General features: G+C 73.5%; 12 protein-coding genes, 1 tRNA gene and 1 pseudogene. 7 read left to right on the top strand and 7 right to left on the bottom strand.

Annotation, left to right across the window (positions count from 1 at the left end; genetic code table 11):
- Positions 1 to 406 precede the first annotated feature (406 nt).
- A complete protein-coding gene (locus JXZ78_RS24255) occupies positions 407 to 1,354 on the top strand; it encodes a cation diffusion facilitator family transporter (RefSeq protein ID WP_030023836.1) in 948 nt (315 codons plus the stop codon).
- A gap of 56 nt (positions 1,355 to 1,410) precedes the next feature.
- On the top strand, positions 1,411 to 2,022 hold the full coding sequence (gene idi, locus JXZ78_RS24260) for an isopentenyl-diphosphate Delta-isomerase (protein WP_030023834.1): 612 nt from the start codon (positions 1,411 to 1,413) through the stop codon (positions 2,020 to 2,022).
- On the opposite strand, the gene JXZ78_RS24265 is transcribed toward idi, so the two are convergent.
- From JXZ78_RS24265 to JXZ78_RS24280, 4 genes are all read right to left on the bottom strand, one after another.
- Positions 1,997 to 2,503, bottom strand: coding sequence for an ATP-binding protein (locus JXZ78_RS24265; protein ID WP_030023833.1), 507 nt, complete (start codon positions 2,501 to 2,503; stop codon positions 1,997 to 1,999). The two genes, idi and JXZ78_RS24265, sit on opposite strands and share 26 nt — an antisense overlap.
- A 130-nt stretch (positions 2,504 to 2,633) precedes the next feature.
- On the bottom strand, positions 2,634 to 3,311 hold the full coding sequence (locus JXZ78_RS24270) for an HdeD family acid-resistance protein (RefSeq protein WP_078624603.1): 678 nt from the start codon (positions 3,309 to 3,311) through the stop codon (positions 2,634 to 2,636).
- A 144-nt stretch (positions 3,312 to 3,455) separates the two neighbouring features.
- Positions 3,456 to 3,529 (bottom strand) — tRNA-Met (locus JXZ78_RS24275).
- A 58-nt stretch (positions 3,530 to 3,587) separates the two neighbouring features.
- The gene (locus JXZ78_RS24280) at positions 3,588 to 5,240 is read right to left on the bottom strand and encodes an ABC-F family ATP-binding cassette domain-containing protein (protein ID WP_030023831.1); all 1,653 of its coding nucleotides are present in this window, start codon (positions 5,238 to 5,240) and stop codon (positions 3,588 to 3,590) included.
- 55 nt (positions 5,241 to 5,295) lie between these two features.
- On the opposite strand from JXZ78_RS24280, the gene JXZ78_RS24285 reads away from it, so the two are divergent.
- Complete coding sequence (locus JXZ78_RS24285) at positions 5,296 to 6,048, top strand: enoyl-CoA hydratase/isomerase family protein (protein ID WP_030023830.1); 753 nt, start codon at positions 5,296 to 5,298, stop codon at positions 6,046 to 6,048.
- 21 nt (positions 6,049 to 6,069) lie between these two features.
- Here JXZ78_RS24285 and JXZ78_RS24290 read toward each other — a convergent pair whose 3' ends face one another.
- Positions 6,070 to 6,465 (bottom strand): hypothetical protein, encoded by a 396-nt coding sequence (locus JXZ78_RS24290; RefSeq protein WP_030023829.1) that lies wholly within the window; start codon positions 6,463 to 6,465, stop codon positions 6,070 to 6,072.
- A 139-nt stretch (positions 6,466 to 6,604) separates the two neighbouring features.
- Between JXZ78_RS24290 and JXZ78_RS24295 the strand changes: the two genes are divergently transcribed.
- Positions 6,605 to 8,695, top strand: a complete 2,091-nt coding sequence (locus JXZ78_RS24295; protein WP_030023828.1) for an ATP-binding protein — start codon at positions 6,605 to 6,607, stop codon at positions 8,693 to 8,695.
- Between the two features lie 40 nt (positions 8,696 to 8,735).
- Here JXZ78_RS24295 and JXZ78_RS24300 read toward each other — a convergent pair whose 3' ends face one another.
- Both JXZ78_RS24300 and JXZ78_RS24305 read right to left on the bottom strand, forming a co-directional pair.
- Positions 8,736 to 9,374, bottom strand: coding sequence for a DJ-1/PfpI family protein (locus JXZ78_RS24300; protein WP_030023826.1), 639 nt, complete (start codon positions 9,372 to 9,374; stop codon positions 8,736 to 8,738).
- 95 nt (positions 9,375 to 9,469) lie between these two features.
- A pseudogene (locus JXZ78_RS24305) lies at positions 9,470 to 10,197 on the bottom strand (GlxA family transcriptional regulator); the annotation flags it as partial.
- 147 nt (positions 10,198 to 10,344) lie between these two features.
- Here JXZ78_RS24305 and JXZ78_RS24310 point away from each other — a divergent pair.
- The 3 genes from JXZ78_RS24310 (at position 10,345) to JXZ78_RS24320 (ending at position 14,813) form a co-directional block, all read left to right on the top strand.
- Positions 10,345 to 11,217: an SCO6745 family protein gene (locus JXZ78_RS24310; protein WP_030023824.1), complete on the top strand. Its 873-nt coding sequence runs from the start codon at positions 10,345 to 10,347 to the stop codon at positions 11,215 to 11,217.
- A gap of 150 nt (positions 11,218 to 11,367) precedes the next feature.
- On the top strand, positions 11,368 to 12,138 hold the full coding sequence (locus tag JXZ78_RS24315) for an SAM-dependent methyltransferase (RefSeq protein WP_030023823.1): 771 nt from the start codon (positions 11,368 to 11,370) through the stop codon (positions 12,136 to 12,138).
- Between the two features lie 224 nt (positions 12,139 to 12,362).
- On the top strand, positions 12,363 to 14,813 hold the full coding sequence (locus JXZ78_RS24320; RefSeq protein ID WP_030023822.1) for a Tex family protein: 2,451 nt from the start codon (positions 12,363 to 12,365) through the stop codon (positions 14,811 to 14,813).
- Positions 14,814 to 14,828 lie beyond the last annotated feature (15 nt).

Consider the following 14,828-nt stretch of genomic DNA (forward strand, 5'->3'; position numbering starts at 1 on the left):
GTAGCTGAACAACGGCGCAAGCGGTGAAGTTTTTGGGAACCACAACTGCAACTGAGATCGACACTAGCACGCGGGAACGGTGTGCGTCCGGTTTCTGACGGCACTGTGCTTGCGTCGGCAGAAACACTCCTCACGCGGCACGCCAAACCCTCATCCGGCCGTAATAGATAGCGAGTGACGGCGCACGGTGAATGCGGCAATGCCGGGCGTGCGGAAGACCGCGCGGAAACCGAACCGGCAAGGGTGTACTTCCAGCACCACAGCAGGGACGAACTCGCAGGTCAGAGCAGTGATAACGGTGTTCAGCTTCGCGTTGCCACATACCCCCCACCCGTAGTTCACTGCTAGAGCCGACGGCTTCGGCCGGGCGGTGTGCAGGCGGCATCTCGGACGGGAGGCGTACGGCATGGGCGCAGGACACGATCACGGAACCGGCCGGCCGGCGGCGGGCGGTGCGGGAGCCGGCACGGCGGCCGCGGCGTACCGCGGCCGGCTGCGCGGGGCGCTGGCGCTGACCTCGACCGTGATGATCGCCGAGATCATCGGCAGTGCGGTCACCGGCTCGCTGGCACTGCTCGCCGACGCGGGCCACATGGCCACGGACGTGGTGGGCCTGACGATGGCGCTGATCGCGATCCGCTGCGCGAACCGGCCGCCGTCGCCGCAGCGCACCTTCGGCCTCGCCCGCGCCGAGATCCTCGCGGCGGTGGCCAACGCCCTGCTGCTGTTCGGCGTCGGCGGGTATGTGCTGGTCACGGCCGTGCCGCGGTTCTTCGAGCCGGTCGGGATCGAGGGCGGTACGACCATGGTCTTCGGCGCCGTCGGCCTGGTGGCGAACCTGGTGTCGCTGTCCCTGCTGATGCGCGGGCAGCGCGACAGCCTCAATGTGCGTGGCGCGTTCCTGGAGGTGGCGGCGGACGCGCTGGGGTCGGTGGCGGTCGTCGTGGCGGCCCTGCTGGTCACGGTCACGGGCTGGGCGGCGGCCGACCCGATCGCGTCCGTCGCGATCGGACTGATGATCGTCCCGCGTACCTGGAAGCTCTTCCGCGAGTCCCTGGACGTGCTGCTGGAGTCCGCCCCCAAGGGAGTGGACATGACAGAGGTACGGGCGCATCTGCTGGCGCTGCCGGGCGTCGAGGACGTCCACGATCTGCACGCCTGGACGATCACGTCCGGGATGCCGGTGCTCTCGGCCCACGTGGTCGTCGCACCGGACGTGCTGGACACCGCGGGCCAGGAGAGGATGCTGCACGCCCTGCGCGGCTGCCTGGGCGAGCACTTCGACGTCGCGCACTGCACCTTCCAGCTGGAGCCGGGCGGTCTCGCGGTGCACGAGGCGCGACCGTGCCCATGATGCGGGCGCGGCTAGGGCAGACTTGAGCAGCGAGGAGACCGACGACAAGGATGGGCATGCCGATCACACCTGCCAACGGACAGACCGCCGGGACCACGGCGGTGAACCCACCGGAGGGCACCGCCGAACCGATCTTGCTGGAGCTTGTCGACGAGGACGGCACGACGATCGGCACCGAGGAGAAGCTCGCCGCCCACCAGCCGCCCGGCCTGCTGCACCGGGCGTTCTCGGTCTTCCTCTTCGACGACCGGGGGCGGCTGCTGCTCCAGCGCCGGGCCCTGGGCAAGTACCACTCCCCCGGCGTCTGGTCCAACACCTGCTGCGGCCACCCGTACCCCGGCGAGACGCCGTTCGCCGCGGCGGCCCGGCGTACCGCCGAGGAGCTGGGCGTCGCCCCGGCGCTGCTCGGCGAGGCCGGTACGGTCCGCTACAACCATCCGGACCCGGAGTCCGGTCTGGTCGAGCAGGAGTACAACCACCTGTTCGTGGGACTGGTGCAGGCCGTGCCGGAGCCGGACCCCGAGGAGGTCGGCGAGATCGCGTTCGTGACGCCTCAGGAGCTGGCCGAGCGGCATGAGCGGGTGCCGTTCTCGGCGTGGTTCATGACCGTGCTGGACGCGGCCCGGCCCGCCGTACGGGAACTCACCGGACCGGCGGCGGGCTGGTAGGCCCGCCCGCCGGCAGGGCGAGCGGCAGTTCGGCCCAGACCGCCTTGCCGCCGCTCGCCGTGTGCTCGACGTCGCACTTGCCGCCCGCCTCGGCCGTGAGCATCTTGACCAGCCACAGGCCGCGCCCGCCGATGTCGCTCTCGTCCGCCTCGACGGCCTTGGGGCGGTACGGGTGGTCGTCCTCCACGGCGACCCGGACCCAGTCGGCGCCGACCGTGACCTCGACGGTGATCTCGGGGGAGAGCAGCGCGGCGTGCTGCACGGCGTTGGTGGCCAGTTCGGAGACGATCAGCAGCAGGGCGTCCAGGATCTCGCCGGCCGCGGGCGCGCCCTGCCGGGCGAGCAGGTCCCGTACCGCGTGGCGTGCCTGGGGCACCGACGACTCCAGTGTCGGTGCGGTGAAGCGCCAGACACCTTCGTACGCGCGCGCGGCGGTCAGCTCCTCGGGGGGTTCGGCCGGGGGGCCGGAAGGCGTCCTCACCCTCCGAGTGTTGGTCGTGAGCCGGTCAGGACCGGCCCGCTGAACACAAGTCAGCCCCTATCGACGCCTTCTGACCGAATCCGTAATCGGCGATCAGACCTGCGACCGATCCTGACCTTTTGTTTCCTGTTCAAGGATTGCCGGAAGAGGCCGGTGGGCGCCCGGTGGCGTCCGGTGCACCCGTCCCCGGGCCGCGCCCGCCCGCCACCATACCGACGATCCGCCGCCCCCCGACGCCCATCGCGATCAGCCCCAGCCCGTCGAAGAGCAGGGCGAGGGAGAAGAAGCAGCCGATCACGTACCGGCTGCTGTGCGGCCAGTCGCCGAGCACCAGTACACCCAGCAGGACGCCGAAGGCCCCCTGCACCAGCGTCCAGCCGAACTGCGGCCCCCGCACGACCGCGCCGCCGGCGAGCCGGAAGACACCGCCGGTGAGGAACAGCAGCGCCGCGAACATCGTCAGGCCGGCCGCGGCCGCCTCCGGCTGCCGGATGACGACCACCCCCGCGGCGATGTTCAATGCCGCCACGATCACCGCGAGCCAGAAGAAGCTGGTGCCCCGCGACTGGATCGCGTGCAGCAGCCCGACCAGGCCGCCGATCAGCAGCAGCCACCCGAAGAGCAGCATCGAGGTGAGCGTCGCGAAACCGACGTACACGAGGCCCACCAGACCGGCGACCACCAGGATCGCACCGAGCACCGCCAGCAGCCCGAAGCTGCGCTTCAGCTCCCCTGCCGCCCGCGTCCCCGGCGGCGGCGCGGCCGCCGAGGTCTTCGAGGACTTCGAGGATCTGCTTCTGCCGAGCATCACGGCCCTCCTCACTGACGCCTTTGTCCCGGTATACCTCTTTCGGGACCGGACGGCAGCGCACACGCGACATGAGGCCGGAAGACAGCGCACACACGACAGCAGGCCCGGTGCTTACGGAAAGCACCGGGCCTGCTGCGGAAGTAGCGGGGACAGGATTTGAACCTGCGACCTCTGGGTTATGAGCCCAGCGAGCTACCGAGCTGCTCCACCCCGCGTCGGTGATGCCCACACTACGGGGCGCCGGGCCGTACGCCAAATCGCCGGGCGCCGCCCCTACCCGACGCGCTCCGCGATCCGCCCGCCCTCGACCTCGATGCGCCGGCCGGTGTCCACCGCCTCCAGCATCCGGCGGTCGTGGGTGACCAGCAGCAGCGTGCCCCGGTAGGAGGCGAGCGCGGACTCCAGCTGTTCGATCGCCGGCAGGTCGAGGTGGTTGGTCGGCTCGTCCAGGACCAGCAGGTTGACGCCGCGGCCCTGGAGGAGGGCGAGGGCGGCGCGGGTCCGCTCGCCCGGGGAGAGCGTCGAGGCGGGCCGCAGGACGTGGGCCGCCTTGAGCCCGAACTTGGCGAGCAGGGTCCGTACGTCGGCCGGGGACATCTCCGGTACGGCCGTACGGAAGGCCTCCGCCAGCGGCTCGTCGCCGAGGAAGGCGCCGCGGGCCTGGTCGACCTCGCCGACGACGACGCCGGGGCCCAGCGTGGCGTGTCCGGCGTCCAGCGGCAGGCGGCCCAGCAGGGCGGCGAGGAGGGTGGACTTGCCGGAGCCGTTGGGGCCGGTGACGGCGACCCGGTCGGCCCAGTCGATCTGGAGGTCCACCGGGCCGAAGCGGAAGTCCCCGCGCCGCACCTCGGCGCCGCGCAGGGTGGCCACGACCGCGCCCGCGCGGGGCGCGGCGGCGATCTCCATGCGCAGTTCCCACTCCTTGCGCGGCTCCTCGACCACCTCCAGGCGGTCGATCATGCGCTGGGTCTGCTTGGCCTTGGCGGCCTGCTTCTCGGTGGACTCGGCGCGGAACTTGCGGCCGATCTTGTCGTTGTCGGTGGCCTTGCGCCGGGCGTTCTTGACGCCCTTCTCCATCCAGCTGCGCTGGGTGTGGGCGCGTGCTTCGAGGCCCGCCCTGGTGTCCGCGTACTCCTCGTACTCCTCGCGGGCGTGGCGGCGGGCCCGCTCGCGCTCCTCCAGGTACGCGGCGTAGCCGCCGCCGTAGGTGTTGACCTGCTGCTGCGCGTGATCCAGTTCGACGACGCGGCTGACCGTGCGGGTCAGGAACTCGCGGTCGTGGCTGACCAGGACCGTGCCGGCGCGCAGGCCCGTGACGAATTCCTCCAGCCGGGCCAGGCCGTCCAGGTCGAGGTCGTTGGTGGGCTCGTCCAGCAGGAAGACGTCGTAGCGGGAGAGCAGCAGCGAGGCGAGGGAGGCGCGGGCGGCCTGGCCGCCGGACAGGGAGGTCATCGGCTGGTCGAGGCCGACGGCCAGGCCGAGCTGTCCGGCGGTCTCCGCGGCGCGTTCGTCGAGGTCGGCGGCGCCGAGCGAGAGCCAGCGCTCCAGGGCGGTGGCGTACGCGTCGTCGGCACCCGGCCGTTCCTCGACCAGGGCCTCGGTGGCGGCGTCCAGGGCGGCCTGGGCGGCCGTGACGCCGGTGCGGCGGCCGAGGAAGGCGCGTACGGACTCCCCCGGGCGGCGGTCCGGCTCCTGCGGGAGGTGGCCGACGGTGGCGGTGGGCGGGCTGAGGGTCAGCCGGCCCTCCTCCGGGGTGTCGAGCCCGGCCAGCAGGCGCAGCAGGGTGGACTTGCCGGCGCCGTTGGCGCCGACCAGGCCGATCACGTCCCCGGGGGCGACGACCAGGTCGAGGCCGGAGAACAGGACGCGCTCGCCGTGGCCGGCGGCGAGGGACTTGGCGACGAGGGTGGCGGCGGTTGCAGACATCAGGCCGCTGATCGTATCGGGCCCGCCACCGGGGCGTCGCTCTAATATCCGGGGCATGGAACCGGGCATCGTCACCAACGTCAGCGGCGGCACAGCGACCGTCACCCTCAGCCACCCCGCCAAGCGCAACGCCATGACGACGGGGATGTGGCGGGAGCTGCCGCCGCTGCTGGAGCGGCTGGCGGCGGACCGTGCCGTACGGGTGCTGGTGCTGACCGGGGCGGGCGGCACGTTCTGCGCCGGTGCGGACATCGGGTCGCTGCGCGGGTCGGCGGGGGCGGAGAAGGGGCTGGCGACGGCCGCGGAGGAGGCGCTCGCGGCGTTCCCGAAGCCGACGCTGGCGGCGATACGCGGGTACTGCGTGGGCGGCGGCTGTCAGCTGGCGGCCGCGTGCGACCTGCGGTTCGCGGAGGAGGGCGCCCTGTTCGGGGTGACGCCCGCGAAGCTGGGGATCGTCTACCCGGCCTCCGCGACCCGGCGGCTGGTGCGCCTGGTGGGCCCGTCGGCCGCCAAGTACCTGTTGTTCTCGGCTGAGTTGATCGACTGTGCGCGGGCGCTGCGGACCGGGCTGCTGGACGAGGTGCTGCCCGAGGGGGAGCTGGACAAGCGGGTGGCGGACTTCACCGCCGTACTGGCGAGCCGGTCGCAGCTGACGCAGGCCGCGGCGAAGGAGTTCGCGGACGGCCCCGCCGACGCCGAGCGGGTGGCCCACTGGGAGGCGCAGGCAGGTGAAAGCGGCGACACCGCGGAGGGTGTCGCCGCTTTCCTCGAACGCCGGACGCCGCGTTTCACCTGGACGGCGCGGTGATACGGGCCACGGGGAGACGGGTCATCCCACCTCGCCGTCCGTCGTGAGCGTCAGACGCACGTCGGTGTCGGCCGTGCCGTTGTTGGTGACGCAGGCGGTGTAGTCGCCCGCGCCCGGCCGGCCGGCCCAGGTGTCGCGCAGTTCAGCGCCGTACGCGGTGACCGGGCCGGGCGAGCCGGTGCCCGGTACGGTCGCGCCCTGGTACTGGAGCGTGAACTTCGCGCCCTGGCCGGTGGCCTTGCCGTCCGCCCGTACCGTGTGCTGGGCGGACTGCCGCACGCACCGCTGCTCCCCCGGGTGCAGCGTGCCGCCGTGGAACTGCGCGGCCGCGGCCGGCCCGCCGGCCGACAGGGCCAGCCCGGCGGTCGCGGCCCCGGCGCACACCGTTCCCACGACAGCGGTGATCCTGCGGTTCATCTGCCTTCGCCCCCTGAGTCGCCGGATGGACCGACACCAGGAAGCTACGGGCGGGAACCGACCGGACGGCAGCCCGTCCGATGTCCGTTTCCTGTCCGATGCGGGTCCGTTCCGGCCACCTCGGCGACATACTTGACGGGTGACCGACCGGTTGAGCGACCGGCTCGCGACGGCGCGCGAAGAGGGCTTCGTCGGCCGCCGTGCCGAGACCGCGGCCTTCCGCGAGCTGCTGGCGGCCGGGCGCGGCGCGGTGGTGTACGTGCACGGCCCCGGCGGCATCGGGAAGACCACGCTGCTGCACCACTTCGCGCAGCTCGCCGGGCGCGCCGGGCGGGCCGTCGTCCAGCTGGAGGCGTCCGGGGTGCGCTCCTACGAGGAGGAGCTGGCGGAGCGCATTCCGGACCGGCCGGATCTGGTGCTGCTGATCGACGGCCTGGACGACGCGCGGACCGCGCGCGAGACCGTGCACCGTGAGCTGCTGCCCCGGCTGCCCGCCGACGCGCTGGTCGCGCTGGCCTGCCGGACGGCGCCGCCGATGTCCTGGCGTCTGGACCCGGCCTGGCAGGGGCTGCTGCGTCTGCTGCCGCTCGACGCGCTGGACGAGGCGGACAGCCGGGAGCTGCTGACCCGGCGCGGTGTCCCGCCCGCCGTGCAGGAGCAGGGGCTGGCCTTCACCCGCGGGCACCCGCTGGCGCTCGCGCTGGTGGCGGACGTCGCCGCGCTCGGCGGCGAGGCGGCCGGGCCCGAGCCGTCGCCGCAGGTCGTACGGGCGCTGCTGGCCAGCCTGCTGGAAGTGGTGCCCACGCCGCTGCACCGTACGGCACTGGAAGCGTCCTCGCAGGTGCTCTCGACGACCGAGCCGTTGCTGGCCGCGCTGCTGGACGTGCCCGACGCCCGGCCGTACTTCGACTGGCTGTGCGGGCTGTCCGCCGTGGAGAGCGGGGCCCGCGGGGTGCATCCGCACGACCTGGTGCGGGACGCTCTGGACGCGGAGCTGCGCTGGCGCGACCCGGAGCGCAGGGCGACGCTGCACCACCGGGCCAGCACGTACTACCAGCGGCTGTTCACGCGGGAGGACGAGCGGGGGCGGCAGCGGGCGGTGCTCGCGGACTTCGCGTACCTGCACCGGGACAGCCCCGTCGTCGGTCCGCTGCTGGAGCCGGTGGCGCGCGGTGCGGCGGGCGCGGCCCGGCTGGACCGGCTGACCGTCTCGCCGGGGCCGGTCACCGGGGGCGAGCTGGTGGAGGCGTGCACGGTCGCCGCGATCCACGAGGGGATCGAGGCGGCGCGGCTGGTGCACGAGTGGTCGCGGCGCCCGGAGGCCGAGACGTACACCGTGCGCGGCCCGGACGGGGTGGCGGCGGGCTTCTACACGCTGATCGAGCTGGGCGGCGCTCCCCCGCCTGGCGCGCCGGACGACCCGGCGGTACGGGCCGCCTGCCGCTGGCTGGACGCGTACGGTGAACTGCGCGACGACGAGACGGCGTTGCTGGTCCGGTTCTGGATGAGCCGCGACGAGTACCAGGACGTCTCCCCCGTGCAGACCCTGATCACGCTGCGGCTGACGCACCACTACCTCACCGGCCGCCGGCCCGCCGTGACGCTGTTGCCCTTCGCCGACCCGGAATTCTGGGAGCCGGGCTGCGCGTACGTGGACTTCGCCCGGCTGCCCGCGGCGGACTTCACGTCCGGTGGGCGCCGGTTCGGGATGTTCGTGCACGACTGGCGGCGGGTGCCGGGGCTGGCGTGGCTGGCGATGCTGACCGAGCGGGAGCGGTCCGAGGACCCGTTCGCCGTGGCCCCGCCCGTGCCGTCCGGCCCCTTGCGGGTGCTGGACCGGGAGGCGTTCGCGGCGGCCGTACGGGACGCGCTGCGCGAGTTCGCACGGCCGGACGGGCTGCGGGACTCACCGCTGCTGGAGACGCGGCTGGTGGCCGGGCGGTGCGCGGCGGACGCGGTGGACGGGACGGGCGCGCGGGAGCGGGTGGCGGCTCTGCGGGAGGCGATCCGCGCGGCGGCGACAGCGTTGGAGGAGTCGCCGCCGGACCGCCGGGCGTTCCGGGCGCTGCACCACACGTATCTGCGCCCGGCCGGCACCCAGACGCGCGCCGCGGAATTGCTGCGGCTGCCGATGACGACGTACCGGCGGCATCTGGCGGCCGGGATCGGCCGGCTGACGGAACTGCTGTGGCAGGAGGAGCTGGAGGGTGGCGGTCCAGAGGCGCCTTGAGCCGTCCGTTGAGACGCCCTTGAGGCCTGCGCCCCGGCCGTCAGCCCTCCGGGACGAACCGGCTCCGGGCCCGCATCGCCGCCGTGACCCCGGCCGGCGCCTTCTCCGGCGAGCCCGCGTCGTACGGCGGCCGCGGGTCGTACTCGATGCCGAGCTGGATGGCCTGCGCGCGGGTGTCACCGGCGATCCGGCCCGCCAGCGCGAGGCCCATGTCGATGCCGGAGGAGACACCCGCGGCGGTCACGTACTTGCCGTCGAAGACGACGCGTTCGCCGGTCGGTTCGACGCCGTGGGGCGGCAGCTGGTCCAGCGCGAGCCAGTGGGAGGTGGCGCGGCGGCCCTTGAGGAGCCCGGTGGCGGCGAGGATCAGCGAGCCGGTGCAGACGGAGGTGGTCCAGGTGGTGCGGGTGTCCACGGCGCGGATCCAGTCGTGCAGCGGACCGTCGTCCATCAGCGCGGCCTGGCCGGGGCCGCCGGGCACGACGAGCACGTCCGGGGCGGTGACGTCGGACAGGACCGCGTCGGCGGTCAGGGCGAGGGTGCCGGTGTCGTTGCGGTGCTCTCCGGTGCGCCCGGCGACGAGGACGGTCTCGGCGTCCGGGATGCGGCTGAGGGTTTCGTACGGGCCGACGGCGTCGAGGGCGGTGAAGCGGTCGTAGAGGAGGATTGCGATCTGCATGGGGGCCTTTCGACACATTCGGTGCATGGGACGCATGGGACGCATGCGTTGCGGGGGAGCTTCGGCGGACAGCAGCCGGACCGGTCAGCCGAACGGTGGCGGGGCGACAGGCCCGCGCGGTCGGCGACCGTCTCGACGGACAGGTCGGCCGCCGGGTTCTCGGTGATCCACTGCTGGACGTCGCGCAGCGGGCGCCGGTCCGCCGTCTGGGCGGCGAGCTGGGTGCTGAACTGCGTCTGGTTGCCGGGTCTGCGCAGGAAGACGACCAGGTGGCGGGCGACGTCCAGGGCGAGGTCACGCCCCAGGTCCTCCTCCACCAGCGCCGGCGCGAGGTCGATGCCGGCGGTGACGCCTGCCGAGGTCGCCACGTCGCCGTCCCGTAAGTAGATCGGCTCCGGGTCGCCCCGTACGGCCGGGAAGCCCGTGGCAAGGGCGTCGCAGCGGGTCCAGTGGGTGGTCGCCCGGCGCCCATCGAGCAGCCCGGCGGCGGCGAGCAGGAACGCTCCGGTGCACACCGCCACCTTGCGCCGCGCCTGCGGGGCGTTCGCGCGCAGCCGGTCGACGAGCCGGGGTCGGGCGCCCGGGTGCCCCGGCCACCGGGCACGAGGAGGGTGTGCGGCGGTGCGGCGTCGGACAGCCGGAGGCCGGGGGGCACGGTCAGTCCGCTCGACGTACGGACCGGGGCACCGTCGGGCGAGGCGGTCCGGACCGGGTACGCGCCGGGCACCCGCAGCCCCGCCTGGACGAAGACCTCCAGGGGGCCGGTGACATCGAGGCTCTGCACGCCCTCGAAGAGGACGACCAGCACATCGCGCTGTTCCATGGGCCCCATCCTGGGCGGGCACGGTGATGGCGGCAATGACGAACAACCCACCTTCACGGTCACCGGCGGCCGCCGGAAGCGGTGCCGGACCGGCGCGCCGTCGGGCCTGCCCTCCCCTCCATACCAACGGGTCGGTAACCTGCGGGCATGACCTCCACGACCTCGCTCCCCGAGCGCGCCGGCCGGCGCTGTCACCACGTCGTCAACCCGCTGCACTCGACCGTCTACTTCTCGCCGGACCTGCCGGCCGAACTCGCGGCCGTCGGCGTCGAGGACCGCGCCACCGCCTACTTCGCCAGCCGCGCGGCGGCCATGGGCGCGGTGGGCCCCGGCACCGTCACCGCGACCTTCTACAACTTCGCGTACGACCTGGTCGCCCAGCACATACCGCGGGTCTGGTCCGTCGTCTCGCCCACCGACGTGCTGGCCGCGCGGCTGCGGGCGGTCGACAGCACGCTGCGGCGGCTGCTCGGCGACGCCGTGGTGGAGTCGCCGGAGATGGCCGAGGCGGCCCGGCTGGCGCTGCGCGCCACCGAGGGCTGCACCCGGCACGCCCGGCCGCTGTACGCCGCGCACGCCGACCTCCCGGTCCCCGAGGCCCCGCACCTCGCCTACTGGCACGCGGCGACGCTGCTGCGCGAGCACCGTGGCGACGGCCACCTGGTGGCGCTGCTGGACGCCGAGCTGAACGGCCTGGAAGCACTGGTCACCCACACCGCCACCGACCGCGGCGCGGACCGCTCGTGGCTCCTGGCCACCCGCGGCTGGTCGCTGGAGCAGTGGGAGGCGGCCGAGGAGGGGCTGCGCGAACGCGGCATCCTGGACAAGGCGGGCGCGCTGACCGAGGCGGGCACCAGGCTGCGCGCGGACCTGGAGGACACCACGGACCGGCTGGACCTGGCACCGTACGAGCACCTGGGCGCGGCGGACGTGGCCCGGCTCACCGAGCTGGCCACCGGCTTCACGCAGGCCGCGGTGGCGGCGGGCGCGTTCCCCAAGGAGCTCCTCGGCAAGCGCTGAGCCGCCCGGCCCGACGCACGGGAACCGTACGGCAGTTGCTCCGCCACCGCCGTGGGCCCGTACGGCGTCCCGCGCACGGAAAACACGGAAACCACGGAAACCACGGAAAACGAGGTGCGCGGGACGGGCCGCCGCTGCCAGGCTGCGCCGATGGACCGTCAACGGATCTCCCGGATCGCCCACACCGGTCACCCGATCGCGGCGCCGCTCGACGACGACTCGGTGCGGCAGTTGCTGGAACACGCCCTGCCGCACGGCGACGAGCGCGTGCTCGACCTCGGGTGCGGGGGCGGGGAGTGGCTGCTCCGCGCGCTGGCCCGGTGGCCGGAGCTGCGGGCCGAGGGCGTGGACGTCGCCACGGAATCCCTGGCACACGCCCGTGCGGCCGCCGTCGGGCAGGGCGTCGCGGACCGGCTCGTCCTGCACCACGAGGACGTCACGGACTTCTGCTCCCCGCACCCGTTCGGCCTGGTGCTCAGCGTCGGGGCCGCGCACGCCTTCGGCGGCCTGCGGCCCACCCTGGCCGCGGCGCGGCGGCACCTGGCCCCCGGCGGCCAAGTCCTGATCGGTGACGGGTTCTGGGAACGTACACCGTCCCCGGAGGCCGTCGGGATGCTCGGGGACTTCGCCGACCTGCCGACCACCCTGGAACGCGTCACCGCCGCCGGGTGGACCCCCGTCCACGGGCACGTCAGCACCCGCCGGGAGCTGGACGACTACGAGTGGTCCTGGACCGGATCGCTGGCCTCGTGGGCGCTGGACCAGCCCGACGGCCCCGACCGTGCCGAGGCGCTCGCGGCGGCCGACGCCCACCGTACGGAGTGGCTGCGCGCCTACCGGGACAGCTGGGGCTTCGTCACTGTGGTGCTGCGCCGCACCGACGACCGACCGACGGCTGCGGGCCGCCACCGCACGCGCTGACACGCCCGGACACCGAGCCCGTCCCGGCCGCCCGCCGGCCCCCTCTGCGCAGTACGTCCCGCCCCGCCCGTCCCGTACGTATCCACACGTCCCGTACGGACCGCTCGCCCGTGCGTGCGGCTTCTCACACCTCGCCGCGGCGGCCCGGGTCGCGCGACAGTGAAGCCCGCCAACCTGCACAATGCAGGCTCAAGCAAACGCTGGAAGGCGGGGCAGGAAACAACGTGACGGCATCCACCGAGGCCAACGGGGCGTCCGGGACCATCGGATCCATCGAAGCGAGGATCGCCGACGAGCTCGGCGTCAGGGAACGGCAGGTGAAGGCCGCGGTCGACCTGCTCGACGGCGGCTCGACCGTGCCCTTCATCGCCCGGTACCGCAAGGAAGCGACCGAAATGCTCGACGACGCGCAGCTGCGCGCGTTGGAGGAACGGCTGCGCTACCTGCGGGAGCTGGAGGAGCGGCGTACCGCGATCCTGGAGTCCGTCCGGTCGCAGGGCAAGCTGGACGCCGCGCTGGAGGCGCAGATCCGCGGCGCGGAGTCCAAGGCCCGCCTGGAGGACATCTACCTGCCGTACAAGCCCAAGCGGCGCACCAAGGCGCAGATCGCGCGCGAGGCGGGTCTCGAACCGCTGGCGGACGGCCTGCTGGAGGACCCGTCGGTGGAGCCCGCCGCGGCCGCCGCGGCGTTCGTGGACGCGGACAAGGGCGTCGCCGATCCGGCCGCCGCCCTGGAGGGCGCGCGGGCCATCCTCACCGAGCGGTTCAGCGAGGACGCCGACCTCATCGGCGAGCTGCGGGAACGCATGTGGTCGCGCGGTCAGGTGGCCGCGAAGGTCCGCGAGGGCAAGGAGGAGGCGGGTGCGAAGTTCGCCGACTACTTCGACTTCGCGGAGCCCTTCACCGCGCTGCCGTCGCACCGGATCCTGGCGATGCTGCGCGGCGAGAAGGAGGAGATCCTCGACCTCGCGCTGGAGCCGGAGACCGAGCCGGTCGAGGGCACCACGGCGTACGAGCAGTCCATCGCCCACAAGTTCGGCATCACCGACCGCGGCCGTCCCGCCGACAAGTGGCTCAAGGACACCGTGCGCTGGGCCTGGCGCACTCGCGTCCTCGTGCACCTCGGCATCGATCTGCGGCTGCGGCTGCGGCAGGCCGCCGAGGACGAGGCGGTACGGGTCTTCGCGTCCAACCTGCGCGACCTGCTGCTGGCCGCGCCGGCCGGCACCCGCGCCACGATGGGCCTGGACCCCGGCTTCCGTACGGGCGTGAAGGTCGCCGTCGTGGACGCGACGGGCAAGGTCGCGGCGACGGAGACGATCTACCCGCACGTCCCGCAGCAGAAGTGGGACCAGGCGCTGGCCACGCTGGCGCGGCTGGCCCGGGAGCACGACGTCGAGCTGATCGCCATCGGCAACGGCACCGCGTCCCGCGAGACGGACAAGCTGGCCGCCGACCTGATCGCGGCGCAGCCCGAGCTGAAGCTGACCAAGGTGATGGTCTCCGAGGCGGGCGCTTCGGTGTACTCCGCCTCCGCGTTCGCCTCGCAGGAACTGCCGGAGCTGGACGTGTCGCTGCGCGGCGCGGTCTCGATCGCGCGCCGCCTCCAGGACCCGCTGGCCGAACTGGTCAAGATCGATCCAAAGTCGATCGGTGTCGGTCAGTACCAGCACGATCTGTCCGAGGTGAAGCTGTCGCGTTCGCTGGACGCGGTGGTCGAGGACTGTGTGAACGGTGTCGGTGTGGACGTCAACACCGCCTCGGCACCGCTGCTGTCGCGGGTGTCCGGCATCAGCTCCGGGCTGGCCGAGAACATCGTCGCGCACCGCGACGCCAACGGCCCGTTCCGCGCCCGTAAGACCCTCAAGGACGTGGCGCGGCTCGGCCCGAAGGCGTACGAGCAGTGCGCGGGCTTCCTGCGCATCCGCGACGGCGAGGACCCGCTCGACGCGTCCAGCGTGCACCCGGAGGCGTACCCGGTGGTGCGCCGGATGGTGAAGACGGCGGGCGGCGAGGTGGCGTCGCTGATCGGCAACACGGCGGTGCTGCGCTCGCTGAAGCCGGCCGACTTCGTGGACGACTCCTTCGGGCTGCCGACCGTCACCGACATCCTCCAGGAGCTGGAGAAGCCGGGCCGCGACCCGCGCCCGGTCTTCAAGACGGCCACCTTCAAGGAGGGCGTGGAGAAGATCGGCGACCTGCAGCCCGGGATGCTCCTGGAGGGCGTGGTCACCAACGTGGCCGCCTTCGGGGCGTTCGTCGACGTCGGTGTCCACCAGGACGGTCTGGTGCACGTCTCCGCGATGTCCAAGACCTTCGTCAAGGACCCGCGCGACGTGGTCAAGCCGGGTGACATCGTGCGGGTGAAGGTGCTGGACGTGGACATCCCGCGCAAGCGGATCTCGCTGACGCTGCGCCTCGACGACGAGCCCGGCAAGGGCGGCGGCGCGGCCGACGGCGGACAGCGTACGGGCGCCCCGCGCGACGGCCGGCGCGGCGACCGGGACGGCCGCGGCGACCGGGACGGCCAGCAGCGGCGCGGCGGCACCCCGCGGCAGCGCCAGGGCGGCAACGAGCGGCGCGGCGGCTCGCGCGACGCGGCTCCGGCGAACGGTGCCATGGCCGACGCCCTGCGCCGGGCCGGCCTCCTGGGCAAGGAGCGCGGCGGGCGCTGAGCAAGCTGAGCAGCG

Source organism: Streptomyces monomycini, from assembly GCF_022271435.1.
In the GTDB taxonomy this organism is placed as follows: domain Bacteria; phylum Actinomycetota; class Actinomycetes; order Streptomycetales; family Streptomycetaceae; genus Streptomyces; species Streptomyces monomycini.